At 73.0% G+C, this 20,895-nt stretch carries 19 protein-coding genes; 7 read left to right on the forward strand and 12 right to left on the reverse strand.

Features of this window, described 5'->3' with window-relative positions:
• Window positions 1-15: 15 nt before the first annotated feature.
• The 4 genes from AB0M18_RS23740 to rsmI all read right to left on the reverse strand — a co-directional run bounded on the left by AB0M18_RS23740 (window position 16) and on the right by rsmI (window position 3,652).
• Entirely contained in the window at window positions 16-1,182 is a 1,167-nt protein-coding gene (locus tag AB0M18_RS23740; RefSeq protein WP_365761159.1) for a ubiquitin-like domain-containing protein, read from the reverse strand.
• Between the two features lie 103 nt (window positions 1,183-1,285).
• Complete coding sequence (locus AB0M18_RS23745) at window positions 1,286-2,155, reverse strand: TatD family hydrolase (protein WP_365761161.1); 870 nt, start codon at window positions 2,153-2,155, stop codon at window positions 1,286-1,288.
• A gap of 41 nt (window positions 2,156-2,196) precedes the next feature.
• Window positions 2,197-2,628, reverse strand: coding sequence for a hypothetical protein (locus AB0M18_RS23750; protein WP_365761163.1), 432 nt, complete (start codon window positions 2,626-2,628; stop codon window positions 2,197-2,199).
• Between the two features lie 139 nt (window positions 2,629-2,767).
• Window positions 2,768-3,652 carry a 16S rRNA (cytidine(1402)-2'-O)-methyltransferase gene (gene rsmI / locus AB0M18_RS23755; RefSeq protein WP_365761165.1) on the reverse strand — a complete coding sequence of 295 codons (885 nt, stop codon included), beginning with the start codon at window positions 3,650-3,652 and terminating at the stop codon, window positions 2,768-2,770.
• Window positions 3,653-3,817: 165 nt separating this feature from the next.
• On the opposite strand from rsmI, the gene AB0M18_RS23760 reads away from it, so the two are divergent.
• The 5 genes from AB0M18_RS23760 (at window position 3,818) to AB0M18_RS23780 (ending at window position 8,980) form a co-directional block, all read left to right on the forward strand.
• Entirely contained in the window at window positions 3,818-5,542 is a 1,725-nt protein-coding gene (locus AB0M18_RS23760) for a phospholipid carrier-dependent glycosyltransferase (protein WP_365761379.1), read from the forward strand.
• A 102-nt stretch (window positions 5,543-5,644) separates the two neighbouring features.
• Window positions 5,645-7,294 carry a penicillin-binding transpeptidase domain-containing protein gene (locus tag AB0M18_RS23765; RefSeq protein ID WP_365761167.1) on the forward strand — a complete coding sequence of 550 codons (1,650 nt, stop codon included), beginning with the start codon at window positions 5,645-5,647 and terminating at the stop codon, window positions 7,292-7,294.
• Between the two features lie 78 nt (window positions 7,295-7,372).
• Window positions 7,373-7,579 (forward strand): hypothetical protein, encoded by a 207-nt coding sequence (locus tag AB0M18_RS23770; RefSeq protein ID WP_365761405.1) that lies wholly within the window; start codon window positions 7,373-7,375, stop codon window positions 7,577-7,579.
• Window positions 7,576-8,430, forward strand: a complete 855-nt coding sequence (locus AB0M18_RS23775; RefSeq protein ID WP_365761169.1) for a DMT family transporter — start codon at window positions 7,576-7,578, stop codon at window positions 8,428-8,430. Before AB0M18_RS23770 ends, AB0M18_RS23775 begins: the two co-directional genes overlap by 4 nt.
• Before the next feature lie 19 nt (window positions 8,431-8,449).
• The gene (locus AB0M18_RS23780) at window positions 8,450-8,980 is read left to right on the forward strand and encodes an NUDIX domain-containing protein (protein WP_365761171.1); all 531 of its coding nucleotides are present in this window, start codon (window positions 8,450-8,452) and stop codon (window positions 8,978-8,980) included.
• On the opposite strand, the gene AB0M18_RS23785 is transcribed toward AB0M18_RS23780, so the two are convergent.
• From AB0M18_RS23785 to AB0M18_RS23800, 4 genes are all read right to left on the reverse strand, one after another.
• Window positions 8,925-10,088, reverse strand: coding sequence for a serine hydrolase domain-containing protein (locus AB0M18_RS23785; RefSeq protein WP_365761173.1), 1,164 nt, complete (start codon window positions 10,086-10,088; stop codon window positions 8,925-8,927). The two genes, AB0M18_RS23780 and AB0M18_RS23785, sit on opposite strands and share 56 nt — an antisense overlap.
• A gap of 84 nt (window positions 10,089-10,172) precedes the next feature.
• A complete protein-coding gene (locus tag AB0M18_RS23790; protein ID WP_365761381.1) occupies window positions 10,173-10,919 on the reverse strand; it encodes an ABC transporter ATP-binding protein in 747 nt (248 codons plus the stop codon).
• Window positions 10,920-10,960: 41 nt separating this feature from the next.
• Window positions 10,961-11,722, reverse strand: coding sequence for a cobalt ECF transporter T component CbiQ (gene cbiQ, locus AB0M18_RS23795; RefSeq protein ID WP_365761175.1), 762 nt, complete (start codon window positions 11,720-11,722; stop codon window positions 10,961-10,963).
• Between the two features lies 1 nt (window position 11,723).
• On the reverse strand, window positions 11,724-12,788 hold the full coding sequence (locus AB0M18_RS23800; protein ID WP_365761177.1) for an energy-coupling factor ABC transporter permease: 1,065 nt from the start codon (window positions 12,786-12,788) through the stop codon (window positions 11,724-11,726).
• A 161-nt stretch (window positions 12,789-12,949) separates the two neighbouring features.
• Here AB0M18_RS23800 and AB0M18_RS23805 point away from each other — a divergent pair, with 161 nt between their 5' ends.
• Entirely contained in the window at window positions 12,950-13,312 is a 363-nt protein-coding gene (locus tag AB0M18_RS23805) for an SsgA family sporulation/cell division regulator (RefSeq protein WP_365761179.1), read from the forward strand.
• An 86-nt stretch (window positions 13,313-13,398) separates the two neighbouring features.
• On the opposite strand, the gene AB0M18_RS23810 is transcribed toward AB0M18_RS23805, so the two are convergent.
• Both AB0M18_RS23810 and AB0M18_RS23815 read right to left on the reverse strand, forming a co-directional pair.
• Window positions 13,399-15,633 (reverse strand): MMPL family transporter, encoded by a 2,235-nt coding sequence (locus AB0M18_RS23810; protein ID WP_365761181.1) that lies wholly within the window; start codon window positions 15,631-15,633, stop codon window positions 13,399-13,401.
• A gap of 102 nt (window positions 15,634-15,735) precedes the next feature.
• A complete protein-coding gene (locus AB0M18_RS23815; protein ID WP_365761183.1) occupies window positions 15,736-16,311 on the reverse strand; it encodes a TetR/AcrR family transcriptional regulator in 576 nt (191 codons plus the stop codon).
• A 176-nt stretch (window positions 16,312-16,487) separates the two neighbouring features.
• On the opposite strand from AB0M18_RS23815, the gene AB0M18_RS23820 reads away from it, so the two are divergent.
• Complete coding sequence (locus AB0M18_RS23820) at window positions 16,488-20,009, forward strand: S41 family peptidase (protein WP_365761185.1); 3,522 nt, start codon at window positions 16,488-16,490, stop codon at window positions 20,007-20,009.
• Here the strand turns inward: AB0M18_RS23820 and AB0M18_RS23825 are convergent.
• Both AB0M18_RS23825 and AB0M18_RS23830 read right to left on the reverse strand, forming a co-directional pair.
• On the reverse strand, window positions 19,952-20,506 hold the full coding sequence (locus tag AB0M18_RS23825; RefSeq protein WP_365761187.1) for a GNAT family N-acetyltransferase: 555 nt from the start codon (window positions 20,504-20,506) through the stop codon (window positions 19,952-19,954). The genes AB0M18_RS23820 and AB0M18_RS23825 overlap by 58 nt on opposite strands.
• A gap of 138 nt (window positions 20,507-20,644) precedes the next feature.
• On the reverse strand, window positions 20,645-20,833 hold the full coding sequence (locus AB0M18_RS23830; RefSeq protein WP_365761189.1) for a hypothetical protein: 189 nt from the start codon (window positions 20,831-20,833) through the stop codon (window positions 20,645-20,647).
• Window positions 20,834-20,895 lie beyond the last annotated feature (62 nt).

The following is a 20,895-nucleotide window of genomic DNA, read 5'->3' on the forward strand; positions in this document are numbered from 1 at the left end:
CCGCCGGGCCCGGGCTCACTGGTGGAGGCGGCGCCCGCAGTGGGGCCACGGGCTCGCGCCGCGCTGCACGTAGAGCTTCTTCGCGCGGAAGGTCTGCTCGGCGGCGGGGGCGTTCTGGGCGACGCCGGTGCCGCCGAGGGCGTGCCAGGTGCCGGGGTCGAACTGGTAGAGGCCGCCGTAGGTGCCGGAGGGGTCGACGGCGGTCGGGCGGCCGCCGGACTCGCAGGCGGCGAGGGCGCCCCAGTTCAGGCCGTCGGCGCCGGCGACCGAGGTGGGCAGGGGGCGGGTGCCGACGCGGACCCGCTGGGAGACCGGCTCCCGGACCGTCTCCTCGCCCGTGCGGCGCGGCTTCTGGCGCACCCCGTTGACGGTCCGCAGGGCGTACGTGACGCGGCGCACGCCCGGCACGCCCTGCCGTTCGACCAGCTCGGTGCCGGCGAAGAGGTCCGGGTCGCGGGTGCGCTCGACGGCGAACGGGACCGGCTCCTCGCGGATCTCCCGGGTGCCGGTGATCCGCAGCACGGCGACGGTCTGGCCGTCGCGCGGGAAGGAGTCGAGCGGCACCGAGGTGGTGTCCTGCCCGGCGAGCGTGATCCCGGCCTCCTCGACGGCCTCCCGGACGGTCGCCGCGTTGGTGCGCACGGTCCGCTCCCGGCCGTCCGCCAGGAAGGTGACGGCCCGCTCGGTGCGCACGTCGAGGGCGAGGCCCTGCCGGGAGATCGGCGCGGACCGGGACACCGACAGATACGCGCCCTCGGCCCGAACCCCGAGCTGCCGCAGCGCGCCGTCGACCGTGCGGGCGGTGGTCCACACCTGACGGCGCCGGCCGTCGAGGGTGAGGGACACCGGCCGCCCGTAGCGGACCACGATCTCGTCGCCGCTGCCCAGGGCGGCGCCGGGCGCGGGCGCGACGATGTCGTGCGCGCCCACCGCGAGGCCCTCGTCGGCGAGCAGCTCCTCGACGTCGTCGGCGAAGGTGTGCAGGGTGCGCGGGACGCCGTCGACGGACAGTCTCACCGCCTTGTCGTTGGCGACGAAGGCGCTGGTGCCGCCCGCCAGGAAGGCGACGACGAGGGCCTGCGGGACGATCCGCCGCAGCCCCTCGGCGGCGGGCGGGCTCGCCTTGCGGCGCCGGGCGGCCCGGCGAGCCCCGGATCCCCCGGATCGGTGCGAAGTGCTCACGAGGCCGGGACCCTAGCCCCGGGCGCGGTGACTCTCCAAAACGACGCGGCTACCTTGTGTAACCGTTATGGATCGGTAATCGAGGAGCGCGCTCAGTACCCGCTCAGTAGTCGAAGGCGCGGGCCGTGTTCACGGCGATCGCCCCGGCCAGCTCCTCCTCCGTGACCCCGCGCACCGCCGCCATCGCCCGGACGGTCACCGGGATCAGGTACGGGGCGTTGGGGCGGCCCCGGAAGGGCGCGGGGGTGAGGAAGGGGGCGTCCGTCTCGACGAGGACGAGCTCCAGCGGGGCGACGGCGAGGGCGTCGCGCAGCGGCTGGGCGTTCTTGAAGGTGACGTTGCCGGCGAAGGACATGTAGTAGCCCTTGGCGGCGCAGATCTCGGCCATCTCGGCGTCGCCGGAGTAGCAGTGGAACACGGTCCGCTCGGGCGCGCCCTCCTCGTCGAGGACCCGCAGCACGTCGGCGTGGGCCTCGCGGTCGTGGATGACGAGGGTCTTGCCGTGCCGCTTGGCGATCTCGATGTGGGCCCGGAAGGAACGCTCCTGCGCGGCCATGCCCTCGGGGCCGGTGCGGAAGTGGTCCAGGCCGGTCTCGCCGACGCCGAGGACGTGCGGCAGGGCGGCGAGCCGGTCGATCTCGGCGAGGGCGTCGTCGAGCGCCGCGTCGCCGCCCGCGTCCCGGGCTCCCTGACGGGACCACCCGTCGGGATCTCCCAGGACGATCCGGGGCGCCTCGTTGGGGTGCAGGGCGACGGCCGCGTGCACGTGCTCGTGCGCGGCGGCGGTCTCGGCGGCCCACTGCGAGCCCTTGATGTCGCAGCCCACCTGGACGACCGTCGTGACGCCGACGGCGGCGGCCTTGACGAGGGCCTCCTCGACGGTGCCGGACTGCATGTCGAGGTGGGTGTGCGAGTCCGCGACCGGGACGGGCAGGGGCTCGGGCAGCGGCGGCGGGGCGTCCTTGGCACTCATGGCCCCGATCGTACGAGGGCCATGAGTGCGGGGGCGAAGGATTACCGGCGGGGCCGGCGGTGGAAGAGGTCGGAAAGGTGCCAGTGGTGCGGTACCGGCGGCGGCTCCTCGCCCGCGACGGGGACGTCCTCCGTCAGTTCCTGACCGATCGGCCCGGCGATGCCCACCGGCTTCGTCGCCCTGGCCCCGGGGCTGTGGTGCTCGGTCGCCGCGACCATGTCGAGCACCGAGGACACCTTGCCCGCGCCCATGATGCGGACGACATGGCTGCTGCAGTTCATGCAGGTCGGACGGGACAGCGGGGACGGAACCCGATGCCCGTCGGCCTTGTAGACGACGTAGTCCTGACCGTGCGCGTCGGTGTGGTGCTCGATCTCGTACGCCTGCTCCCAGCCGTATCCGCACCTCATGCAGGCGAAGGCGTACGCCTCATGGGCGACGGGCGGCGTTCCGGTGCCGGTGATCTCGCTCATTCCAGCTCCTCTCCACTGAACCAGTGGACGCCCTTTCGGGCCGGAACGCATCAGCGCCGGAAGAACCATGGACGCTCTTTGGCGTTTCCTTGCCCAAAAGGCCTTCGAGCAGCCCCGTCACCGGGTTCCGCTTTGCCTTTCAGATTAGTCCTTTACCGTTTCCAGGGCCCGGTGCCGCCCCGGCCGCGTTCTTCGCCGCCACGACGGCATCGAACACCTCCCGCTTGGGAAGCCCCGCCTCGGCGGCGACCGCCGCGATGGCCTCCTTGCGCCGCTCCCCCGCCTCCTCGCGCACCCGCACCCGGCGCACCAGCTCCTCGGCGTCGAGCTCGGCGGGCCCGGTCTCCGGGGCGCCCTCGACGACGACGGTGATCTCGCCGCGTACGCCGTCCTTCGCCCACTCCACGAGCTCGCCGAGGGGGCCGCGCTTCACCTCCTCGTACGTCTTGGTCAGCTCGCGGCAGACGGCGGCGCGCCGGTCCGGGCCGAAGACCTCGGCCATCGCGGCGAGCGTGTCGTCGAGCCGGTGCGGGGCCTCGAAGTAGACGAGGGTGCGCCGCTCCTGCCCGACCTCGCGCAGCCGGGACAGGCGCTCCCCGGCCTTGCGGGGCAGGAAGCCCTCGAAGCAGAAGCGGTCCACGGGCAGCCCGGAGAGGGCGAGCGCGGTGAGCACGGCGGAGGGGCCGGGCACGGCGGTGACCTTGATGTCCCGCTCGACGGCGGCGGCGACCAGGCGGTAGCCGGGGTCGGAGACGGACGGCATGCCGGCGTCGGTCACGAGCAGCACGCGCGCGCCGCCCTCCAGGGCCTCCACCAGTTCGGGCGTACGGGCCGACTCGTTGCCCTCGAAGTAGGAGACCACCCGGCCCTGGGTGTGGACGCCGAGCGCGCGGGTGAGTCCGCGCAGCCTGCGGGTGTCCTCGGCGGCCACGACGTCCGCGCGCTCCAGCTCGGTGGCGAGCCGCGGCGGGGCGTCCGCGATGTCGCCGATGGGGGTCCCTGCGAGTACCAGCGTTCCAGTCACAGGATCATCCTCCCAGCCCGGACAGGCGACGCGCACAGGCGCGTTCCCTACGATGGCGCGGTGACCAGAACCGCACCCGAGGCCCTGGAGGGTCAGCACCCCATGGATCCCATGGACCCCACGGCTTCCGTGGACCCCACGGCCCCCGTGGATCCGTCGGCTCCCATGGGCTCCGCCGCGGCGGAGTCCTCCGAGTGGCTGCGCAGGCTGCGGCGCTTCGGTTACCGGCCCGACACGGCGGCCTCCCTGTCCATCGGGCTGCGGGAGCGGCTCGTACCGCCGTACACCCGGCCCTCGCCGCGCCTGTGGTCGCTGCTCGGCATCGGCCCGAAGGTCTCCCACCGGCTGTGGCGGATCGCCGCCTGGGGCGGGCCGCTGCTCGTCGCGCTGGTCGCGGGCCTGCTGCGGTTCTGGAACCTGGGCAGGCCGAACGCGGTGATATTCGACGAGACGTACTACGCCAAGGACTCCTGGGCCCTGATCAACCAGGGGTACGAGGGGGCGTGGCCGAAGGACATCGACAAGACGATCCTGGCGAACCCGGACTCGGTCCTGGTGCCGACGGATCCGGGCTATGTCGTCCATCCGCCGGTCGGCAAATGGGTCATCGGCGTCGGCGAGAAGATCTTCGGCTTCGAGCCCTTCGGCTGGCGCTTCATGGTGGCGCTGCTCGGCACCCTGTCGGTGCTGATGCTGTGCCGGATCGGCCGGCGGCTGTTCCGCTCGACCTTCCTGGGCTGTCTGGCGGGTCTGCTGCTCGCGGTGGACGGCCTGCACTTCGTGATGAGCCGCACGGCGCTGCTCGACCAGGTGCTGATGTTCTTCGTGCTCGCCGCCTTCGGCTGTCTGGTCGTCGACCGGGACCGGGCGCGGGCCCGGCTCGCCGGGGCGCTGCCGGAGGACTCCGACGGGGCGGTGGGCGTGCTGCGGCCGGACGCGGAGGTCGCGGAGACGCTGCGGCTCGGCTGGCGGCCGTGGCGGCTCGCGGCGGGCGTGATGCTGGGCCTGGCGGCCGGCACGAAGTGGAACGGCCTGTACATCATGGCCGCGTTCGGCCTGATGACGGTGCTGTGGGACATCGGCGCCCGGCGCACGGCGGGCGCGGTCCGCCCGTACGCGGCGGTGGCCCGCCGGGACCTCGTCCCGGCCTTCGTCTCGGTCGTGCCGGTGGCGATCGCCACGTATCTGGTGTCCTGGTCGGGCTGGATCCTCACCGACAAGGGCTACTTCCGGAACTGGGCCGCCGAGCAGGACAAGCTCCCCGGTGGCGGCGGGACGTGGGGCTGGCTGCCGGACTGGCTGCGCAGCCTGTGGCACTACGAGACCGAGGTCTACAAGTTCCACGTGGGCCTGAGCTCGCCGCACACCTACGAGTCCAACCCGTGGAGCTGGCTGGTCCTGGGCCGTCCGGTCTCCTACTTCTACGAGTCCCCCGCCCCCGGCACCGCCGGCTGCCCGGTCGACGCCAAGGAGAAGTGCGCCCAGGAGGTCCTGGCCATCGGCACCCCGCTCCTGTGGTGGGCCGCCTGCTTCGCGATCCTGTACGTCCTGTGGCGCTGGGCCTTCCGCCGCGACTGGCGCGCGGGCGCGATCGCCTGCGCCTTCCTGGCCGGCTGGGCGCCGTGGCTGCTTTATCAGGAACGCACCATCTTCCTTTTCTACGCGGTGGTGTTCATCCCCTTCCTGTGCCTCGCGGTGGCGATGATGCTCGGGGCGATCGTGGGCCCGGCGGGCTCCTCGGAAAGGCGCCGCACTTTCGGTGCGGTGGCGGCGGGAGTGCTCGTACTCCTCATCGTCTGGAATTTCATCTATTTCTGGCCGCTCTACACCGGGACCGCGATTCCGATGGAGCAGTGGCGGAACAGGATGTGGCTGGACACGTGGGTGTGACGGAAACCGACGCGCCGGTCGCTTTCCGGTAACGATCGTCACCGCTGTCACTCCTGGCGCATAGGCTTCCCTCGGGCCATACCTGGGGAGGGAGGCGCAGTCATGCGCAGTGGTGCCAAGGTCGCGATCGTCGGGGGAGTCTTCGTCGTCGTGGCGAGCGGGGTGGGGTACGGGGGTTACAACCTCTGGAACGGGATCAGCGGAGGGTCGGGCGGTACGACGTCGACGTCCGGTTCCGACAGCAGGAAGAGCGGGCCCGTCACCGACGAGGAGGTGACGGCGGCCGCGAAGGACTTCCTCGCGGCCTGGGCCGGCGGCGAGTCCGACCGGGCGGCACAGCTGACGAACAACCCGGTCGCCGCCGGGCCCGCGCTGCTCGGCTTCCGCGAGGAGGCGAAGGTCTCCGGCGCGCAGATCACGGCGGGCGCGGCGACCGGGACCACGGTGCCGTTCACGGTGAAGGCGACCGTCACGTACGAGGGCGTGTCCAAGCCCTGGACGTACGCCTCGCAGCTCACCGTCGTCCGCGGCCTCACCACGGGCCGGCCGCTGGTCGACTGGAAGCCGACGGTGCTGCACCCGAAGCTGACGACGGGCGGCTCGCTGCGCACCGGCGGCGCGAGCTCCGGCGAGATCGAGGCCGTGGACCGCAGGGGCCGGGCCCTGACGGCGGAGAAGTACCCCTCCCTCGGCCCGGTCCTGGCCCAGTTGCGCGAGCGCTACGGCTCGACGGCGGGCGGCAAGCCGGGCATCGAGGTGTACGTCGACTCCGGCGCGGAGGGCGTGCCCGACACCACGCTGCTGACCCTCCAGAAGGGCGAGCCGGGCAAGCTGGAGACGACGATCGACGCGGAGGTGCAGGCGGCGGCGGAGAAGGCGGTGGCGCGGCAGGGCAAGGCGTCCGTGGTGGCGATCCAGCCGTCGACCGGCGCCGTGCGGGCGGTGGCGAACAGCCCGGCGGGCGGGTTCAACACGGCGTTCCAGGGCAAGACGATGCCCGGTTCGACGATGAAGATCGTGACGGCGGCGCTGCTCCTGGAGAAGGGCCTGGTGAAGGCGGACCAGGTGACGGACTGCCCGCGCGAGGCGGTCTACAACGGCCGGACGATCCGCAACCTCGACGGCTTCTCGCTGGAGGGCAAGACCTTCGGCCATGCCTTCGCCAAGTCCTGCAACACCGCCTTCATCAAGAAGATCGACGACGTGAAGGACGTCGAGGGCGACGACTTCGGGCTCGCGCGGGAGGCACGGGAGGTCTTCGGCATCGGCCTCGACTGGAAGACCGGCATCCTGTCGGAGGACGGCAGCGTCCCGGAGGTGTCGGACGCCGCGGCCGCGGAGCAGTACATCGGCCAGGGCACGGTCACCATGAACCCGCTGAACATCGCGTCGATCACGGCGACCGCGAAGGACGGCACCTTCCGGCAGCCGTATCTCGTGGCGGCGGACGTCGACAACCGCGAGTTCGCGAAGGCCGAACGGAAGCTGCCGACAGCGGTGGCGAGACAGCTGCGCGACATGATGCGGACCACGGCGACCGCGAGCTACGGCACGGCCACGGGCGCCATGGCCTCCGTGGGCGGCGACAAGGGCGCGAAGACGGGGTCGGCGGAGGTCGACGGCCAGGGCGTCTCGGACTCGTGGTTCACGGGCTTCTCGGACGACCTCGCGGCGGCGGCGTTCGTCCAGAGCGGCGGCCACGGCGGAACGGCGGCCGGCCCGGTGGTCGCACAGGTGCTGAGGGCCGGATAGCGGGCCGGGCGGCGTCCCGGGCGGCGGTGCCGCAACCCGGTCGCGTGCGCCGTACACGTACCGCTAGCCTGCGGGCCCATGACGACGTCACACGCAGATGCGCATCCCCAGTTCGCCGCGGCCCTGCGGGAGTTCGGCCTCGACCACGAGGTGGTGTGGGCGGCGGCCGGCACCCCGCACAGCGTCTTCGCACTCGACCCGAAGACACTGATCGCCCACGCGGGCGGCACACTGGTGGACGTCCGCGAGCGCTCCGACCAGCGCTCCGAGGAGCGTTCGGCGTGACGCCGCTGGTCGTCACGGCGGTGCTGCTCGCCGCCGTGACGCACGCGAGCTGGAACGCGATCGCCGCGCGCATCCACGACCAGCTCCTCTCCTTCACGCTGATCGCCGGCGGCGGGGCGCTCATCGGTCTCGTCGGCGTCTGCCTCACCCCGCTGCCCGCCTCCGGCGCGTGGCCGTCCCTGATCGCCTCGGCGGCGCTGCACGTCGCGTACTACGCGCTGCTCATGAAGTCCTTCGCGCTCGGCGACTTCGGCCAGATGTACCCGATCGCGCGCGGCACGGCGCCGCTGGTGGTCACCCTGCTCGCCGCGCTCTTCGTCGGCGAGATCCCGGACGCCGGGCAGCTCGCCGGCGTCGCCGTCGCCTGCGCGGGCCTCACCGGCCTGGCCCTGTGGGGCATCCGCGGCAAGGGCGCCCGGCCACACTGGCCGGCGCTGCTAGCCGCGGGGGCGACGGGCCTGTCGATCGCCGCGTACACCGTCGTCGACGGCGTCGGCGTCCGCGCCTCCGGCACCCCGCTCGGCTACATCGCCTGGCTGATGCTCCTGGAGGGCCTGGTCATCCCGGCCTACGCCCTCACCCGCCGCGGCCCTGCCACCCTCGCCGCCGAACTCCGCCCCTTCGCCGCCCGCGGCCTGCTCGGCGCCGCGATGTCGGTCGCCGCCTACGCCCTCGTCCTCTGGGCCCAGACCAAGGCGCCCCTGGCCCCGATCGCCGCCCTCCGCGAGTCCTCCATCATCGTCGGCGCCGCCATCGGCGCCCTCCTCTTCAAGGAACGCTTCGGCGGCCCGAGGGTCGCGGCGGCGGGCCTGATGGTGGTGGGCATCGGCCTGATGCTGTACGCGAGTTGAGGATTGAGGGGGAACGCCCGTGAGTGCAGTGCCCGTGCCCGTGCCCGTGCCTGTGCCTGACGTACGCACGCGAATCTCGGCCTACGGAATCGTCATCGACCGGGACCGGCTTCTGCTCGCCCGCCTGGGCGCGGCGTCGCCCGTCTTCGCGCCCGGACTGTGGCATCTGCCGGGCGGCGGGATCGATCCCGGGGAACAGCCCGTGGAGGCGCTGGTCCGGGAACTGCGCGAGGAGACCGGACTGACGGCGGGCGCGGACGGAATCCGCCTGCTCGACGCCCGTACCTACGCCGCCGAGCGCGGCGGCGTCCGCTGGCACCTCACAGCGCTCTTCTACGCCGTCACCCTCACCGGGGACGACGCGGCCGGCCCGCTCGTCCCCGAGACGGACGGCTCCAGCGAGGCGGCCGCGTGGATCCCGCTGGCCGAGCTGAACGACGCGTCTCGTCTTTCGCCACCGGCGGCGGACGCGGTGCGCCTGCTCCCGGCGGGGCTCAGAGAGACGCCCGCACCGCCCGGACCAGGGCCTGGGCGCGCGGGTCGGCCGTGACCGTCTTGCGCATGCCGTTGGTGACGTAGCCGAAGGAGATGCCGGAGTCGGGGTCGGCGAAGCCGAGGGAGCCGCCGCGGCCCGGGTGGCCGAAGGAGCCGGGGCCGAGGAGCGGGGAGGCCGGGCCGTGGAGCATGTGGCCCAGGCCGAAGCGGGTGCCGACGACGAGGACGCGGTCGGGGCCCGCGGACTCCTCGGTACGGGCCAGGGCCAAGGTGGCCGGGGCGAAGAGGCGGGGGCTGCCGTCGACCGGGCCGAGGGTGGCGGCGTAGAAGCGGGCGAGGGCGCGGGCGGTGGCGACACCGGCGGAACCGGGCAGTTCGGCGGCCTGGTACACCGGGTCGTTCTCGTCGGGGCGCGGGTCGATCACCCCGAAGGCGCGCCGGGTGAGGGACTGCGGGTCCTGGTAGGCGGCGGTCACGGCCGGCTTGGGGCGCAGCCGCAGCGCCGGGCTGTCGGCGGGCTCCTTCTCCTCGACCGGGCCGATGCGGCCGACCCGGTGGGCCTCGTCCCCGGGCAGCCCGATCCACAGGTCGAGGCCGAGCGGGCGGGCGATCTCCTCGGCGACCCAGCGGCCTATGGTGCGGCCGGTGACCCGGTGGACCAGGCCGGCGAGCAGCCAGCTGAAGGTGTGCGCGTGGTAGCCGTGGGCGGTGCCGGGCTCCCAGGCGGGGGCCTGCGCGGCGATCGCGGCCGTCGCGGTCGGCAGGTCGACGGCCTCGGCGAGGGTGAGGGGCCGGTCGAGGACCGGTACGCCCGCGCGGTGCGCGAGCAACTGCCGTACGGTCACCCGCTCCTTGCCCGCGGCCTTGAACTCCGGCCAGTACGTGGCCACCGGCGCGTCCAGGTCCAGCAGGCCGCGCTGGTGGAGCAGGAGGGGGACGGCCGCGGCGACGCCCTTCGTCGCCGAGCGCACGATCTGGGCGGTGTCGACCGCCCACGGCGCCTCGCCGTCGACGTCGCGCGTGCCCGCCCACAGGTCGACGACCTTGGAGCCGTCGCGGTAGACGGCGACGGCCGCGCCGCGCTCCCCGCGCTGCTCGAAGTTGCGCAGGAACGCGTCCCTGACCGGCTCGAATCCCGCCGCCACCGTGCCCCGGACGTCCACCTGAACCCACGCTTCCTCTCGTACGTACGACCCCCATCGTGCAACGCGACGGTTCGCCCGCCGATTCCGGGGTCCGTACGCGGGTCAGGCGACCGCGCTCGGCACGAAGCCGAACGGCAGCTCCAGGCGGTGCCGTGCCATCAGCTCCTCGTCGGAGAGGATCTCCGCGGTCCGTCCGTCGGCGGCGATCACGCCCTCGCTGAGGATCACCGAGCGCGGGCAGAGCTCCAGGGCGTACGGCAGATCGTGGGTGACCATGAGGACGGTGACGTCCAGGGAGCGCAGGATGTCGGCGAGCTCGCGCCGCGAGGCCGGGTCGAGGTTGGAGGACGGCTCGTCGAGGACCAGGATCTCCGGCTCCATCGCGAGCACGGTCGCCACCGCCACCCGGCGCCGCTGCCCGAAGGACAGGTGGTGCGGGGGCCGGTCGGCGAACTCCTCCATGCCGACCCGGGCCAGCGCCCCCAGGACCACGGCGTCCAGCTCGGCGCCGCGCAGCCCGGCCGCCGCCGGGCCGAAGGCCACGTCCTCGCGGACGGTCGGCATGAACAGCTGGTCGTCGGGGTCCTGGAAGACGATGCCGACCCGGCGCCGGATCTCGGCCAGGTGCTTCTTGCCGACCGGGAGACCGGCCACGGTCACGCCGCCCGCGCCGCCGGTGAGGATGCCGTTGAGGTGGAGGACCAGGGTGGTCTTGCCGGCGCCGTTGGGGCCGAGCAGGGCGACCCGCTCGCCGCGCCCCACGGTCAGGTTCACGCCGAAGAGGGCCTGGTGGCCGTCGGGATACGCGTACGCGAGGCCGCGCACGTCCAGGGAGGGGTGCTCGGTCACGGGGTGGTCGGTCACAGGGTGCTCGGTCACGGGGTGCTCAGTCACAGGGTCCATCCGAGGAGGCAGATCAGGAGGGCGGCGAGCGGCAGCGCGGCGGCCTGCCGCCACTGGACGGCGCTCGCGGTGACCTCGTCGATGACGGGCATGGTGCCGGTGTAGCCGCGGCTGACCATGGCGAGGTGGACCCGCTCCCCGCGCTCGTAGGAGCGGATGAAGAGGGCCCCGGCGGACTTCGCGAGGACGCCCCAGTGCCGTACGCCGCGCGCCTCGAAACCGCGGGAGCGGCGGGCGATCGACATCCGGCGCATCTCGTCTGTGATCACGTCGCCGTAGCGGATCATGAAGGAGGCGATCTGGACGAGCAGCGGCGGCAGCTTGAGCCGCTGCAGGCCGAGGAGCAGCTCGCGCAGTTCGGTGGTGGCGGCGAGCAGCACGGAGGCGGCGACGCCGAGGGTGCCCTTGGCGAGGACGTTCCAGGCGCCCCACAGGCCGGGGACGGAGAGCGAGATCCCGAGGACCCGCGTCTGCTCGCCGGGGACCACGAAGGGCATGAGCACCGCGAACGCGACGAACGGGATCTCGATCAGCAGCCGCTTGAGCACGAAGCCGCCCGGGACGCGGGCCCGCGCGGCGACGGCGCCGAGCAGGACCGCGTAGAGGGCGAAGGCCCACATCGCCTCACGGGGCGTGGCGACGACCACGACGACGAAGCCGAGGACGGCCACGAGCTTGGTGTGCGGGGGCAGCGCGTGAACCGGCGACCGCCCGCTCCGGTAGAGCCTGTGCGCATGCCCGGCCCCCATGTCAGGCCTCCGCGACGTCGGCGGTACGGCGGCGGCGCACGACCCAGAAGGCGCCGGTGCCGACGGCGAGGGTCGCGCCGACGCCGATGACGCCGGCCAGGCCGCCGGAGAGGCGCGCGTTCGAGACGTCCTTGACGCCGTAGTCGGCGAGCGGGGAGTCGGCGGCGGCGTGCGGCTCGACCTTGCTGTCGATGCCCTTGTCGGCGGCGACCTTCTCCAGGCCGTCGGGGCTGGCGGAGGCGTAGAAGGAGACGAAGCCGGCGAGGACGAGCGCGGTGACGACACCGGTGATCCACAGCTTCTTCGGGGAGCGGGCGGCCACCGGCACGGGCCGCGCCACGGGTGCCGCGTCGACGAGTTCGCCGTCCACGCGCAGCTTGAGGGGGGCGGTGAGGCCGCGGGCGCCGTACACGAGGTCGGGGCGGACGGCGATGACCGCGCCGACGGTGAGCATGGTGATCACGGCCTCGCCGACGCCGATGAGGACGTGCACGCCGACCATCGCGGTGAGCACCTTGCCGAGCGGTACGTCGGTGGTGCCGCCGATCGCGTAGATCAGCGTGAAGGCGGAGGCGGCGGCCGGTACGGAGACCAGGGCGGCCACGAAGGAGGCGACGGTCACCGAGCGGCGGGTGCGCGGCAGGACGAGGACCAGGCCGCGGAAGAGCGCGTACGCGACGACGACGGTCACCACGCCCATGACGGTGATGTTCACGCCGAGCGCGGTCAGGCCGCCGTCGGCGAAGAGGACCCCCTGCATGAGCAGGACGACGGCTATGCACAGGACGCCGGTGTACGGGCCGACGAGGATCGCCGCGAGCGCGCCGCCCAGGAGGTGTCCGCTGGTGCCGGCCGCGACGGGGAAGTTGAGCATCTGCACGGCGAAGACGAACGCCGCGACCAGGCCGGCGAGCGGGGCCGTCCGCTCTCCGCCGTAGCCTCCGGCACTGGTGGCGCCCCCGAGCTCACGGCGGGCTCCGCGCAGGGCGACGGCGACGGCGCCGGCGGCGACGACACCGGCGGCGGCCGATACGGGGGCGTTGATGAATCCGTCAGGTACATGCACGCCCGAATGATAAAGCGTTCCTGCGAACGGTTTGCAAGAGCGCGTAGGGGTCAGGAGTGGAGTGAGGAGCCTTCCCTGGCCGGGCGCGCGCCCCGGAAGAGTGGGACATTGAGGACTAACCGCGCGAACGTGTGTCGCGTACGAGTGTGAGGAGCCGCCCGATGCCCCGCGCCGTTGATGACCGAGAAGTCGAGGACCACGCCAAGGGCCGGATCATCAGCGACGCCCCGCTCTCGCGGCCGGTGCCGGTGGCCCTCCGCTTCGACCCCGGAAGCGAACCCGCCACCGTGCGCTTCGTCTTCCCCGGCAACATCGAGTGGTCCTTCCCGCGCAGCCTCCTGGAGACCGGGCTGCGCGCGCCCGCCCGCCGCGGCGACATACGCGTGTGGCCGTGCGGCCGGGTGCAGACGGTGGTCGAGTTCCACACGGACGACGGCGTCGCCGTCGTCCAGTTCGACACCACCGCCCTGCTGCGCTTCCTCAGGCACACGTACGCCGTCGGCGCGGCCATGTCGGCGCGCTGACGGCGTACGGGCCGCGGCGGTTCCCCGTCCCCACGGGTCCCGGCGCGTTCCGGGGCGCGCCGCCCGCTCAGCGGCGGCCCCGGAGTTCAGAGGCTGGCGAAGTCCGAGCCCTCGCCTTCACGGCTGAGTTCTCGCTCCCAGTCCTTGGCCGGCTCCTTCTCGGTCTCGGCGGGCGGCGCGGCCCCGGCGGCGGGGGCGGCGGCGGCGGCGGCGGCCAGGCTCTCGCCCTCGACGTCGACGTTCGGCAGCACGCGGCCGAGCCACTTCGGCAGCCACCAGGCCTTGTGGCCGAGCAGCGCGAGGACGGCCGGGACGATCGCCATGCGGACCACGAAGGCGTCGAAGAGGACGGCGGCCGCCAGGCCGAAGCCGATCATCTTGACCATCTGGTCGTCCATGCCGATGAAGCCGGAGAAGACCGCGATCATGATCACCGCGGCGGCGGTGACCACCCGGGCACTGTGCTTGAAGCCGGTGACGATCGCCTCGCCGGGGCGTGCCCCGTGGACGTACGCCTCGCGCATCCGGGTGACCAGGAAGACCTCGTAGTCCATGGCGAGACCGAAGACCACGCCCACCATGAAGATCGGCATCATCGACATGATCGGGCCGGTCTGCTCGACGCCGAACACGCCGCCCAGCCAGCCCCACTGGAAGACCGCGACGACCGCGCCGAGGGCGGCGACCACGGAGAGCAGGAAGCCGAGGGCCGCCTTCAGCGGGACCAGGACCGAGCGGAAGACCACCATGAGGAGCAGGAAGGCGAGTCCGACGACCAGGGCCAGGTAGGGCAGCAGGGCGTCGTTCATCTTCTGCGAGAAGTCGATGTTCATCGCGGTGGCGCCGGTGACCAGGACGTCGTCGCCGGTGGCGTCGCGGATGTCGTGCACCAGCCGCTCGGTCTCCGCGGAGGACGGGCGGTCCTTCGGGACGACCGTGATCATCGCGGCGTCGCCGGCCTTGTTCGGGGTCGGCGGCGTGACGGCCGCCCAGCCCTCCACGCTCTTGATGGTGGTGACGGTCTTGTCGGCGGCGGCCTTGTCGCCGTCGACGACCACGAGCAGCGGGCCGTTGGAGCCGGGGCCGAAGCCGTCGGACAGCAGGTCGTACGCACGGCGCTCGGTGGCCGAGGTGGGCTTCACGCCGTCGTCCGGCAGGCCCATCTCCAGGGAGGCGGCGGGCACGGCGATCGCGCCCAGGCCGAGGACGCCGACGACGAGCACCATCAGCGGGCGGCGGATGACGAAACGGGCCCAGCGGGTGCCGCCGTTGGGCTTGTCGCTCGCCTTGGCCGTGCCCTTGCGCTGCTTCCGGCTGACGACCTTGTCGCCGGCGAAGCCGAGCAGGGCCGGGATGAGCGTGAGCGCGATGAGGACCGCGATCACGACCGTGCCGGCGGCGGCGAAGCCCATCTTCGTCAGCATCGGGATGTTGACGACGGCCAGGCCGACCAGGGCGATGACGACGGTGAGTCCGGCGAAGACGACGGCGGAGCCGGCCGTGCCGACCGCGCGCCCGGCGGCCTCCTCCTTCGTGTGGCCCTCGGCGAGCTCCGCGCGGTAGCGGGAGACGATGAAGAGGGCGTAGTCGATGCCGACGGCGAGGCCGATCATCGACGCGAGCGTGGAGGTGGTGGTGCCGAGGTCCAGGACGTTCGCGAGCGCGGTGATCGTCGAGACGCCGATGCCGACGCCGATGACCGCGGTGAGCAGCGGGAGCCCGGCCGCGACGAGCGAGCCGAAGGTGATGACGAGCACGATGCCCGCGAGGACGATGCCAATGGCCTCGCTCGCACCCTGCTCCGGCATGCTCTGGAGCGCGTCGCCGCCGATCTCGACGGTCAGCCCCTGTCCCTGCGCGGCCCGGCCGGTCTCCTTGAGCGCGTCACGGGTCTCGTCGGTCAGCTCCATCGCGTTGACCTTGTACGCCACGGAGACGTAGGCGGTCGAACCATCGCGGGAGACCGCCTGGGCCGCGTACGGGTCGGTGACCCGGGCGATCTGGTCGGAGCCGGTCTTCAGCGCGGCCACGGTCTTGGCGACCTTGGCCTTGTTCGCCGGGTCCTGCATGCTCTGGCCGGCCGGGGCCTTGAAGACCACGCGGGCGGTGGCCCCGTCGGCGCTCGCCTCGGGGAAACGCTGTTCGAGCAGGTCGAAGGCGCGCTGTGCCTCGGTGCCGGGGATGGAGAAGGAGCTGGAGGTGGCGGCGGGCGCGGTGGCGGCCCCGACTCCGGCGAGCGCGAGCAACGCCACCCAGAGGAGGGCGACGAGCCGTCGGCGCCGGAAGGCGGAGCGGCCGAGCTTGTAGAGGAACGTGGCCACGGGGGCGTACTCCCTGTTTCGGGTGGGACAAGGGCATGGGGAGCCGGCCCGACGGCGTGAGCGGTGCGCAGTCAGGTGGTGCGGGTGGTGCGAGAGGTGCGGTCAGGCGCCGAGTGAGGGGAGCACGACGGCGTCGACGTAGCTGCGGAGGAACGCGGAGTCCACCGACTGGTCTTCGATCAGCGGGCGGGCGATGAACGCTCCGATCAGCATGTGGGGCACGAGCTTCAGGGCCGGGTTGTCGGCTCTGATCTCACCCCTCCGGACGGCCCGCTGGAGGACTTCGTCGAGGCCGGTCATCTCGGGCTCGACGAGCAGCTCGCGCAGCGCCTGGAGCAGTTCGGGGTTGTCGTGGACGACATGGGCCAGGCCCCGCATCAGCGCGGAGTCCTTCTCCATCTGACAGTCGTCGGAGTTCGCGAGGATCTGGTCGAAGTCGCCGCGCAGGCTGCCGGTGTCGATCTCGCCGAGCGAGACCCGCTTGTTGTGCCGCAGCGCCCTGGCGACCAGCTCGGGCTTGCTCCCCCACTGGCGGTAGAGGGTGGCCTTGCTGGACCGGGTGCGGGTGGCGACGGCGTCCATGGTGAGGGCGTCGTAACCGACCTCGCGCAGCAGGTCGAGCACGGCCTCGTACAGCTCGGCCTCCCGCTCGGGGGTGAGCCTGCTGCGTGCTGCCATGACCGGCCTCCTCGCGTTCGGCCGAGCCGAACGAAACGGTTTCGTACACCACGACCTTACCCGCGCACCCAACGAAACGAAACCGTTTCGTACGTGTCGTGAAACACAGCCCCGGCACTCAACCCCGGACTGACGTACGAGTTGCTTCACCCCCTTCTCGCGGAAAACATGAGGAGGTGACGGACGACCGCGCGTATCTCCGCTTCCCGCACCTCCACGGCGAGCTGCTGTGCTTCGCGGCCGAGGACGACCTCTGGGTCGCCCCCCTCGTGCCCGAGGGCCACCGGCCCGGCCGCGCCTGGCGGATCACCGCCGACCGGACCCGGGTCGGGCACCCGCGCTTCTCCCCGGACGGGCGCCACATCGCCTATACGAACTGGCGCAGCCTCGATCCGGAGATCCATCTCGCGCCGGTGGACGGCGGGCCCTCCCGGCGGCTCACCTACTGGGGCTCCACCGACACCCGGGTCTGCGGCTGGTCCCCACCCGACCAGGACGGCCGGTCCGACATCCTCGCGGTCTCCTCCCACGGCCAGCCCTTCTCCTACTTCTCCTGGGCCTACACCGTCTCCACCGACGGCTCCCCCGGCAGCAAACTGCCCTGGGGCCCGGTCACCGACATCGCCGTCGCCGACCTCGACGCCGCCGATCCGCAGGGGGGCACCGCCCAGGCCGAAGGCTCCGCGGGACACCGGCGCACCCTGCTGCTCACCGGCACCCCGCCGCACGAGCCCGCCTCCTGGAAGCGCTACCGCGGCGGCGCCATGGGCCGGCTGTGGCTGCACGGCAGGCGGCTGCTCCCGGACATCGACGGGCACCTCGACTCGCCGATGTTCGTCACCGCCCCGCCCGGCGAGGGCGGCGGGACCCGGATCGCCTTCCTCTCCGACCACGAGGGCATCGGCAACCTCTACTCCTGCCTCCCCGACGGCACCGACCTGCGCCGCCACAGCGACCACGACGAGTTCTACGCCCGCAACGCCTCCAGCGACGGGCAGCGGGTGGTCTACCAGCACGCCGGCGAACTCTGGATCGTCGACGAACTCACCGCCGGCTCCCGCCCGCGCCGCCTCGACGTCCGCCTCGGTGGCCCGCGCACCGGCCGCCGCCCCTACCAGGTGCCCGCCGCCCACCACGTGGACGCCCTGTCCGTGGACGAGACCGGCCGGGCCAGCGCCGTCTCGGTGCGCGGCAGCCTCTACTGGCTGACCCACCGCGACGGCCCCGCCCGCACCATCGCCGACACCCCGGGGGTCCGCGTGCGGCTCCCCGAGATGCTGGGCAGCGGCGGCCAGGTCGCCTATGTCACCGACGCCGAGGGCGAGGACGCCGTCGAGATCGCCTACCTCCCCCGGGCCAGCGGCGACCGCCCCCCGCGCCGCCTCGCCTCCGGCGAACTCGGCCGCGTCGAGGAGCTCGTCTCCGACCCCGACGGCGAACGTCTCGCCATCGCCTCCAGCGACGGCCGCCTCCTCCTGATCGACGCGACGGAGGACGAGGAACCGGACCTCACGGAGCCCGCCCCGGAACCCGCCACGGCGCCCACCCCCGAGGGCACCGCCGCGACCGCCGAGAGCACCGAGGCCACCGAGAACCCCGGGAGCACCGGGAGCACCGGGAGCACCGGGAGCACCGAGGCCACGGAGAGCACCCCGCCCGACCGGACTCCGGGCAAGGTCACCGAGCTGATCCGCTCCGTCAACGGGCCGGTCCGCGACCTCGCCTTCTCCCCCGACGGCGCCTGGCTCACCTGGTCCCACCCGGGCATCGGCCGCTCGCTGCGCTCCATCAAGATGGCCCGCATCGCGGGCCCCGGCCCGCGCGTCGTCGTCGACGTCACCAACGGACGCTTCGAGGACGAGAACCCGGTCTTCACCCGCGACGGGCGCTACCTCGCCTTCCTCTCCTGGCGGGGCTTCGACCCGGTGTACGACGTGCACACCGGCGACCTGTCCTTCCCGCTGGGCTGCCGCCCCTATCTCGTACCGCTCTCCTCCGCGACCCCCTCCCCCTTCGCGCTGCTCCCCGACGGCAGGCCCGCCGCCGGCGGCATGGACCCCGCCGACGAGGAAGCGGGCGCCGGGGACGGCACGGTCACCGTCGAGATCGAGGGCCTCCCCGAGCGGGTCCACCCCTTCCCCGTGACCGCCTCCAAGTACTCCGCCCTCAAGCCGGTGGCCGGCGGCGGCCTGGTGTGGCTGCGCTGGCCGATCTCCGGCGCACTCGGCGAGACCTTCGCCAATCCCTCCGATCCCTCCCCCCGCCCCACGCTGGAGCACTACAACATCCCCAAGGCCCGCAAGACCGAACTCGTGGGCCATCTCGACTGGTTCGCGGTGAGCGGCGACGGCTCCCGCCTCGTCGTGGTCGACGAGGGCGAGCTGCGGGCCGTCCCGTCCACCGAGTCCGGCGACAGCGACTCCACCGTCTACCTCGACCTGCGGCGCATCGTGCACGAGGTCGACCCGGCCGCCGAGTGGCGGCAGGCCTTCGACGAGGCCGGCCGGATCGTCCGCGCCTACTTCTGGGAGCCGGACATGGGCGGGGTCGACTGGACGGCGGTCCTCGACCAGTACCGCCCCCTCGTCCAACGGGTCGCCTCCCCCGACGAGTTCGCCGACCTGCTGCGCGAGGTGATGGGCGAGCTCGGCACCTCGCACGCGTACGTCAGCCCCGCCCGCCGCAACGAGGGCCCCGCCCACTACCAGCGCCCGCAGGGTCTGCTCGGCGCCAACCTCGTACCCCGGGACGACGGCTGGACGGTCAAGCGGATCCTGCCCGGCGACTCCTCCGACTCCAAGGCCCGCTCACCGCTCGCCGGCACCGGCATCCGCGAGGGCGCCGTCCTCACCCATGTCGACGGCCGCCCCGTCGACCCCGTGGCCGGCCCCTATCCCCTCCTCTCCGGCACCGGTGGCACCACCGTCGAACTCACCTTCACCCCCGCCGGCGGCGGGGGCCCCTACCGCCGGATCGCCGTCGTCCCCCTCGTCGACGAACGCCCGCTGCGCTACCAGGACTGGGTGAGCAAGCGGCGCGCGGTCGTCCGCGAGATCAGCGGCGGGCGCTGCGGCTATCTCCACATCCCCGACATGGGCGGCTCCGGCTGGGCCCAGTTCAACCGCGACCTGCGGATGGAGGTCTCCCGGCCGGCCCTCATCGTGGACGTGCGCGGCAACGCCGGCGGCCACATCAGCGAGCTGGTGATAGAGAAACTCACCCGCAAGATCCTCGGCTGGGACCTCACCCGCAACGCCCAGCCGGTCAGCTACGCCTCCAACGCCCCACGCGGCCCGGTCGTCGCGCTCGCCGACGAGGCCACCTCCTCCGACGGCGACATGATCACCGCCGCCTTCAAGCTGCTCGGCCTCGGCCCCGTCGTCGGCCAGCGCACCTGGGGCGGCGTCGTCGGCATGACGGGCCGTCACACCCTCGGCGACGGCACCACGATCACCGTGCCGATGAACGCCGCCTGGTTCCCCGAATACGGCTGGTCCGTCGAGAACCAGGGCGTCGCCCCCGACCTCGCCGTGCTGCGCACCCCCCTCGACTGGGCCGAGGGCCGGCACGCCCAGCTCGACGACGCCGTGCACGTCGCCCTGGCCCTGCTCGACGAGAACCCGCCCGCGAGCCCGCCCGGCTACGAGGAGGTGCCGGACCGCTCCCGGCCCAAGCTGCCGCCGAGGTCCAGCTCGTAGGCGATCCCCGGCTGGTCGCCGTCGAGCGTCACCCCGCCCACCGCACCGAAGCCGACCCGGGCGAGCACCGCCCGGGACGCCCCGTTGCCGAGGGTCGTCGCGGCGGTCAGCCGGCTCAGCCCGTACTCCTCGCGGGCCCGGACGCACAGCTCCCGTACCGCCGCGGTCGCCACCCCGCGCCCGGTGGCCTTCTCGGCGACCCGGTAGCCGAGTTCGGCGCCGCCGTCGGCTATGTCCACGAGGTTGAACCGCCCGACTATCTCCCCGTCCCCCGCCACCAGCACATGGAAGCGGATCGTCCCGATCTCCTGTTCCGCCAGCAGAGCCGCGTGCCGGTCGGCGAACTTCTCGAAATAGGCGTCCCCGCGGTCGGGCACGGACGCGGCGAAGAAGGCCCGGTTCTCCCGCTCGAAGGCGAGCAGGGCGGGCGCGTGGTCAGGTCGCAGCCGCTCGAGTACGAACGTCGCCGCGTCGGTTGCTGCCTCATTCTCGGACATGAGGATCACGGTACGTAACTTCGTGATTCCGTGCAGGAAGTTATCCACAGGCCCGTCCCCCACACGCGAGAGCGAAGGCCCCGCGCACACGCGAAGGCGCACCCGGCGTCCCGGGTGCGCCTTCCTCACAGGACGGCGTCAGGCGTCGTAGTCCATGTCGAGGCGGTCCTGGTCCTCCTGCTGCCGACGCCGCTCGTCCTCGGACCTCGCACGGCCCTTGGCCTGCGACGCGCGCTCGGAGGCCCGGTCCTTGGCCCCGCCCATCGCGTGCTGCATCTTGTCCTTGGCCTGCTGCGCCTTGCCCTGCATGTCGTCCTTGATGCCCATGAAGGTTCACTCCTAGAAGGGTGTGAGGGAGACGGGGCGTGTCGCCCCTTGGGCCTCGACCA

It is taken from the genome of Streptomyces sp. NPDC051909, assembly GCF_040681095.1.
In the GTDB taxonomy this organism is placed as follows: domain Bacteria; phylum Actinomycetota; class Actinomycetes; order Streptomycetales; family Streptomycetaceae; genus Streptomyces.

Bases quoted from the DNA above. Each gene is read 5' to 3' on its own strand.
- AB0M18_RS23745 (WP_365761161.1), bottom strand. From the start codon at position 2,155: ATGAGTGCCAAGGACGCCCCGCCGCCGCTGCCCGAGCCCCTGCCCGTC.
- AB0M18_RS23750 (WP_365761163.1), bottom strand. From the start codon at position 2,628: ATGAGCGAGATCACCGGCACCGGAACGCCGCCCGTCGCCCATGAGGCG.
- AB0M18_RS23760 (WP_365761379.1), top strand. From the start codon at position 3,818: ATGGGCTCCGCCGCGGCGGAGTCCTCCGAGTGGCTGCGCAGGCTGCGG.
- AB0M18_RS23765 (WP_365761167.1), top strand. From the start codon at position 5,645: ATGCGCAGTGGTGCCAAGGTCGCGATCGTCGGGGGAGTCTTCGTCGTC.
- AB0M18_RS23770 (WP_365761405.1), top strand. From the start codon at position 7,373: ATGACGACGTCACACGCAGATGCGCATCCCCAGTTCGCCGCGGCCCTG.
- cbiQ (WP_365761175.1), bottom strand. From the start codon at position 11,722: ATGGGGGCCGGGCATGCGCACAGGCTCTACCGGAGCGGGCGGTCGCCG.
- AB0M18_RS23805 (WP_365761179.1), top strand. From the start codon at position 12,950: ATGCCCCGCGCCGTTGATGACCGAGAAGTCGAGGACCACGCCAAGGGC.
- AB0M18_RS23815 (WP_365761183.1), bottom strand. From the start codon at position 16,311: ATGGCAGCACGCAGCAGGCTCACCCCCGAGCGGGAGGCCGAGCTGTAC.
- AB0M18_RS23825 (WP_365761187.1), bottom strand. From the start codon at position 20,506: ATGTCCGAGAATGAGGCAGCAACCGACGCGGCGACGTTCGTACTCGAG.
- AB0M18_RS23830 (WP_365761189.1), bottom strand. From the start codon at position 20,833: ATGGGCATCAAGGACGACATGCAGGGCAAGGCGCAGCAGGCCAAGGAC.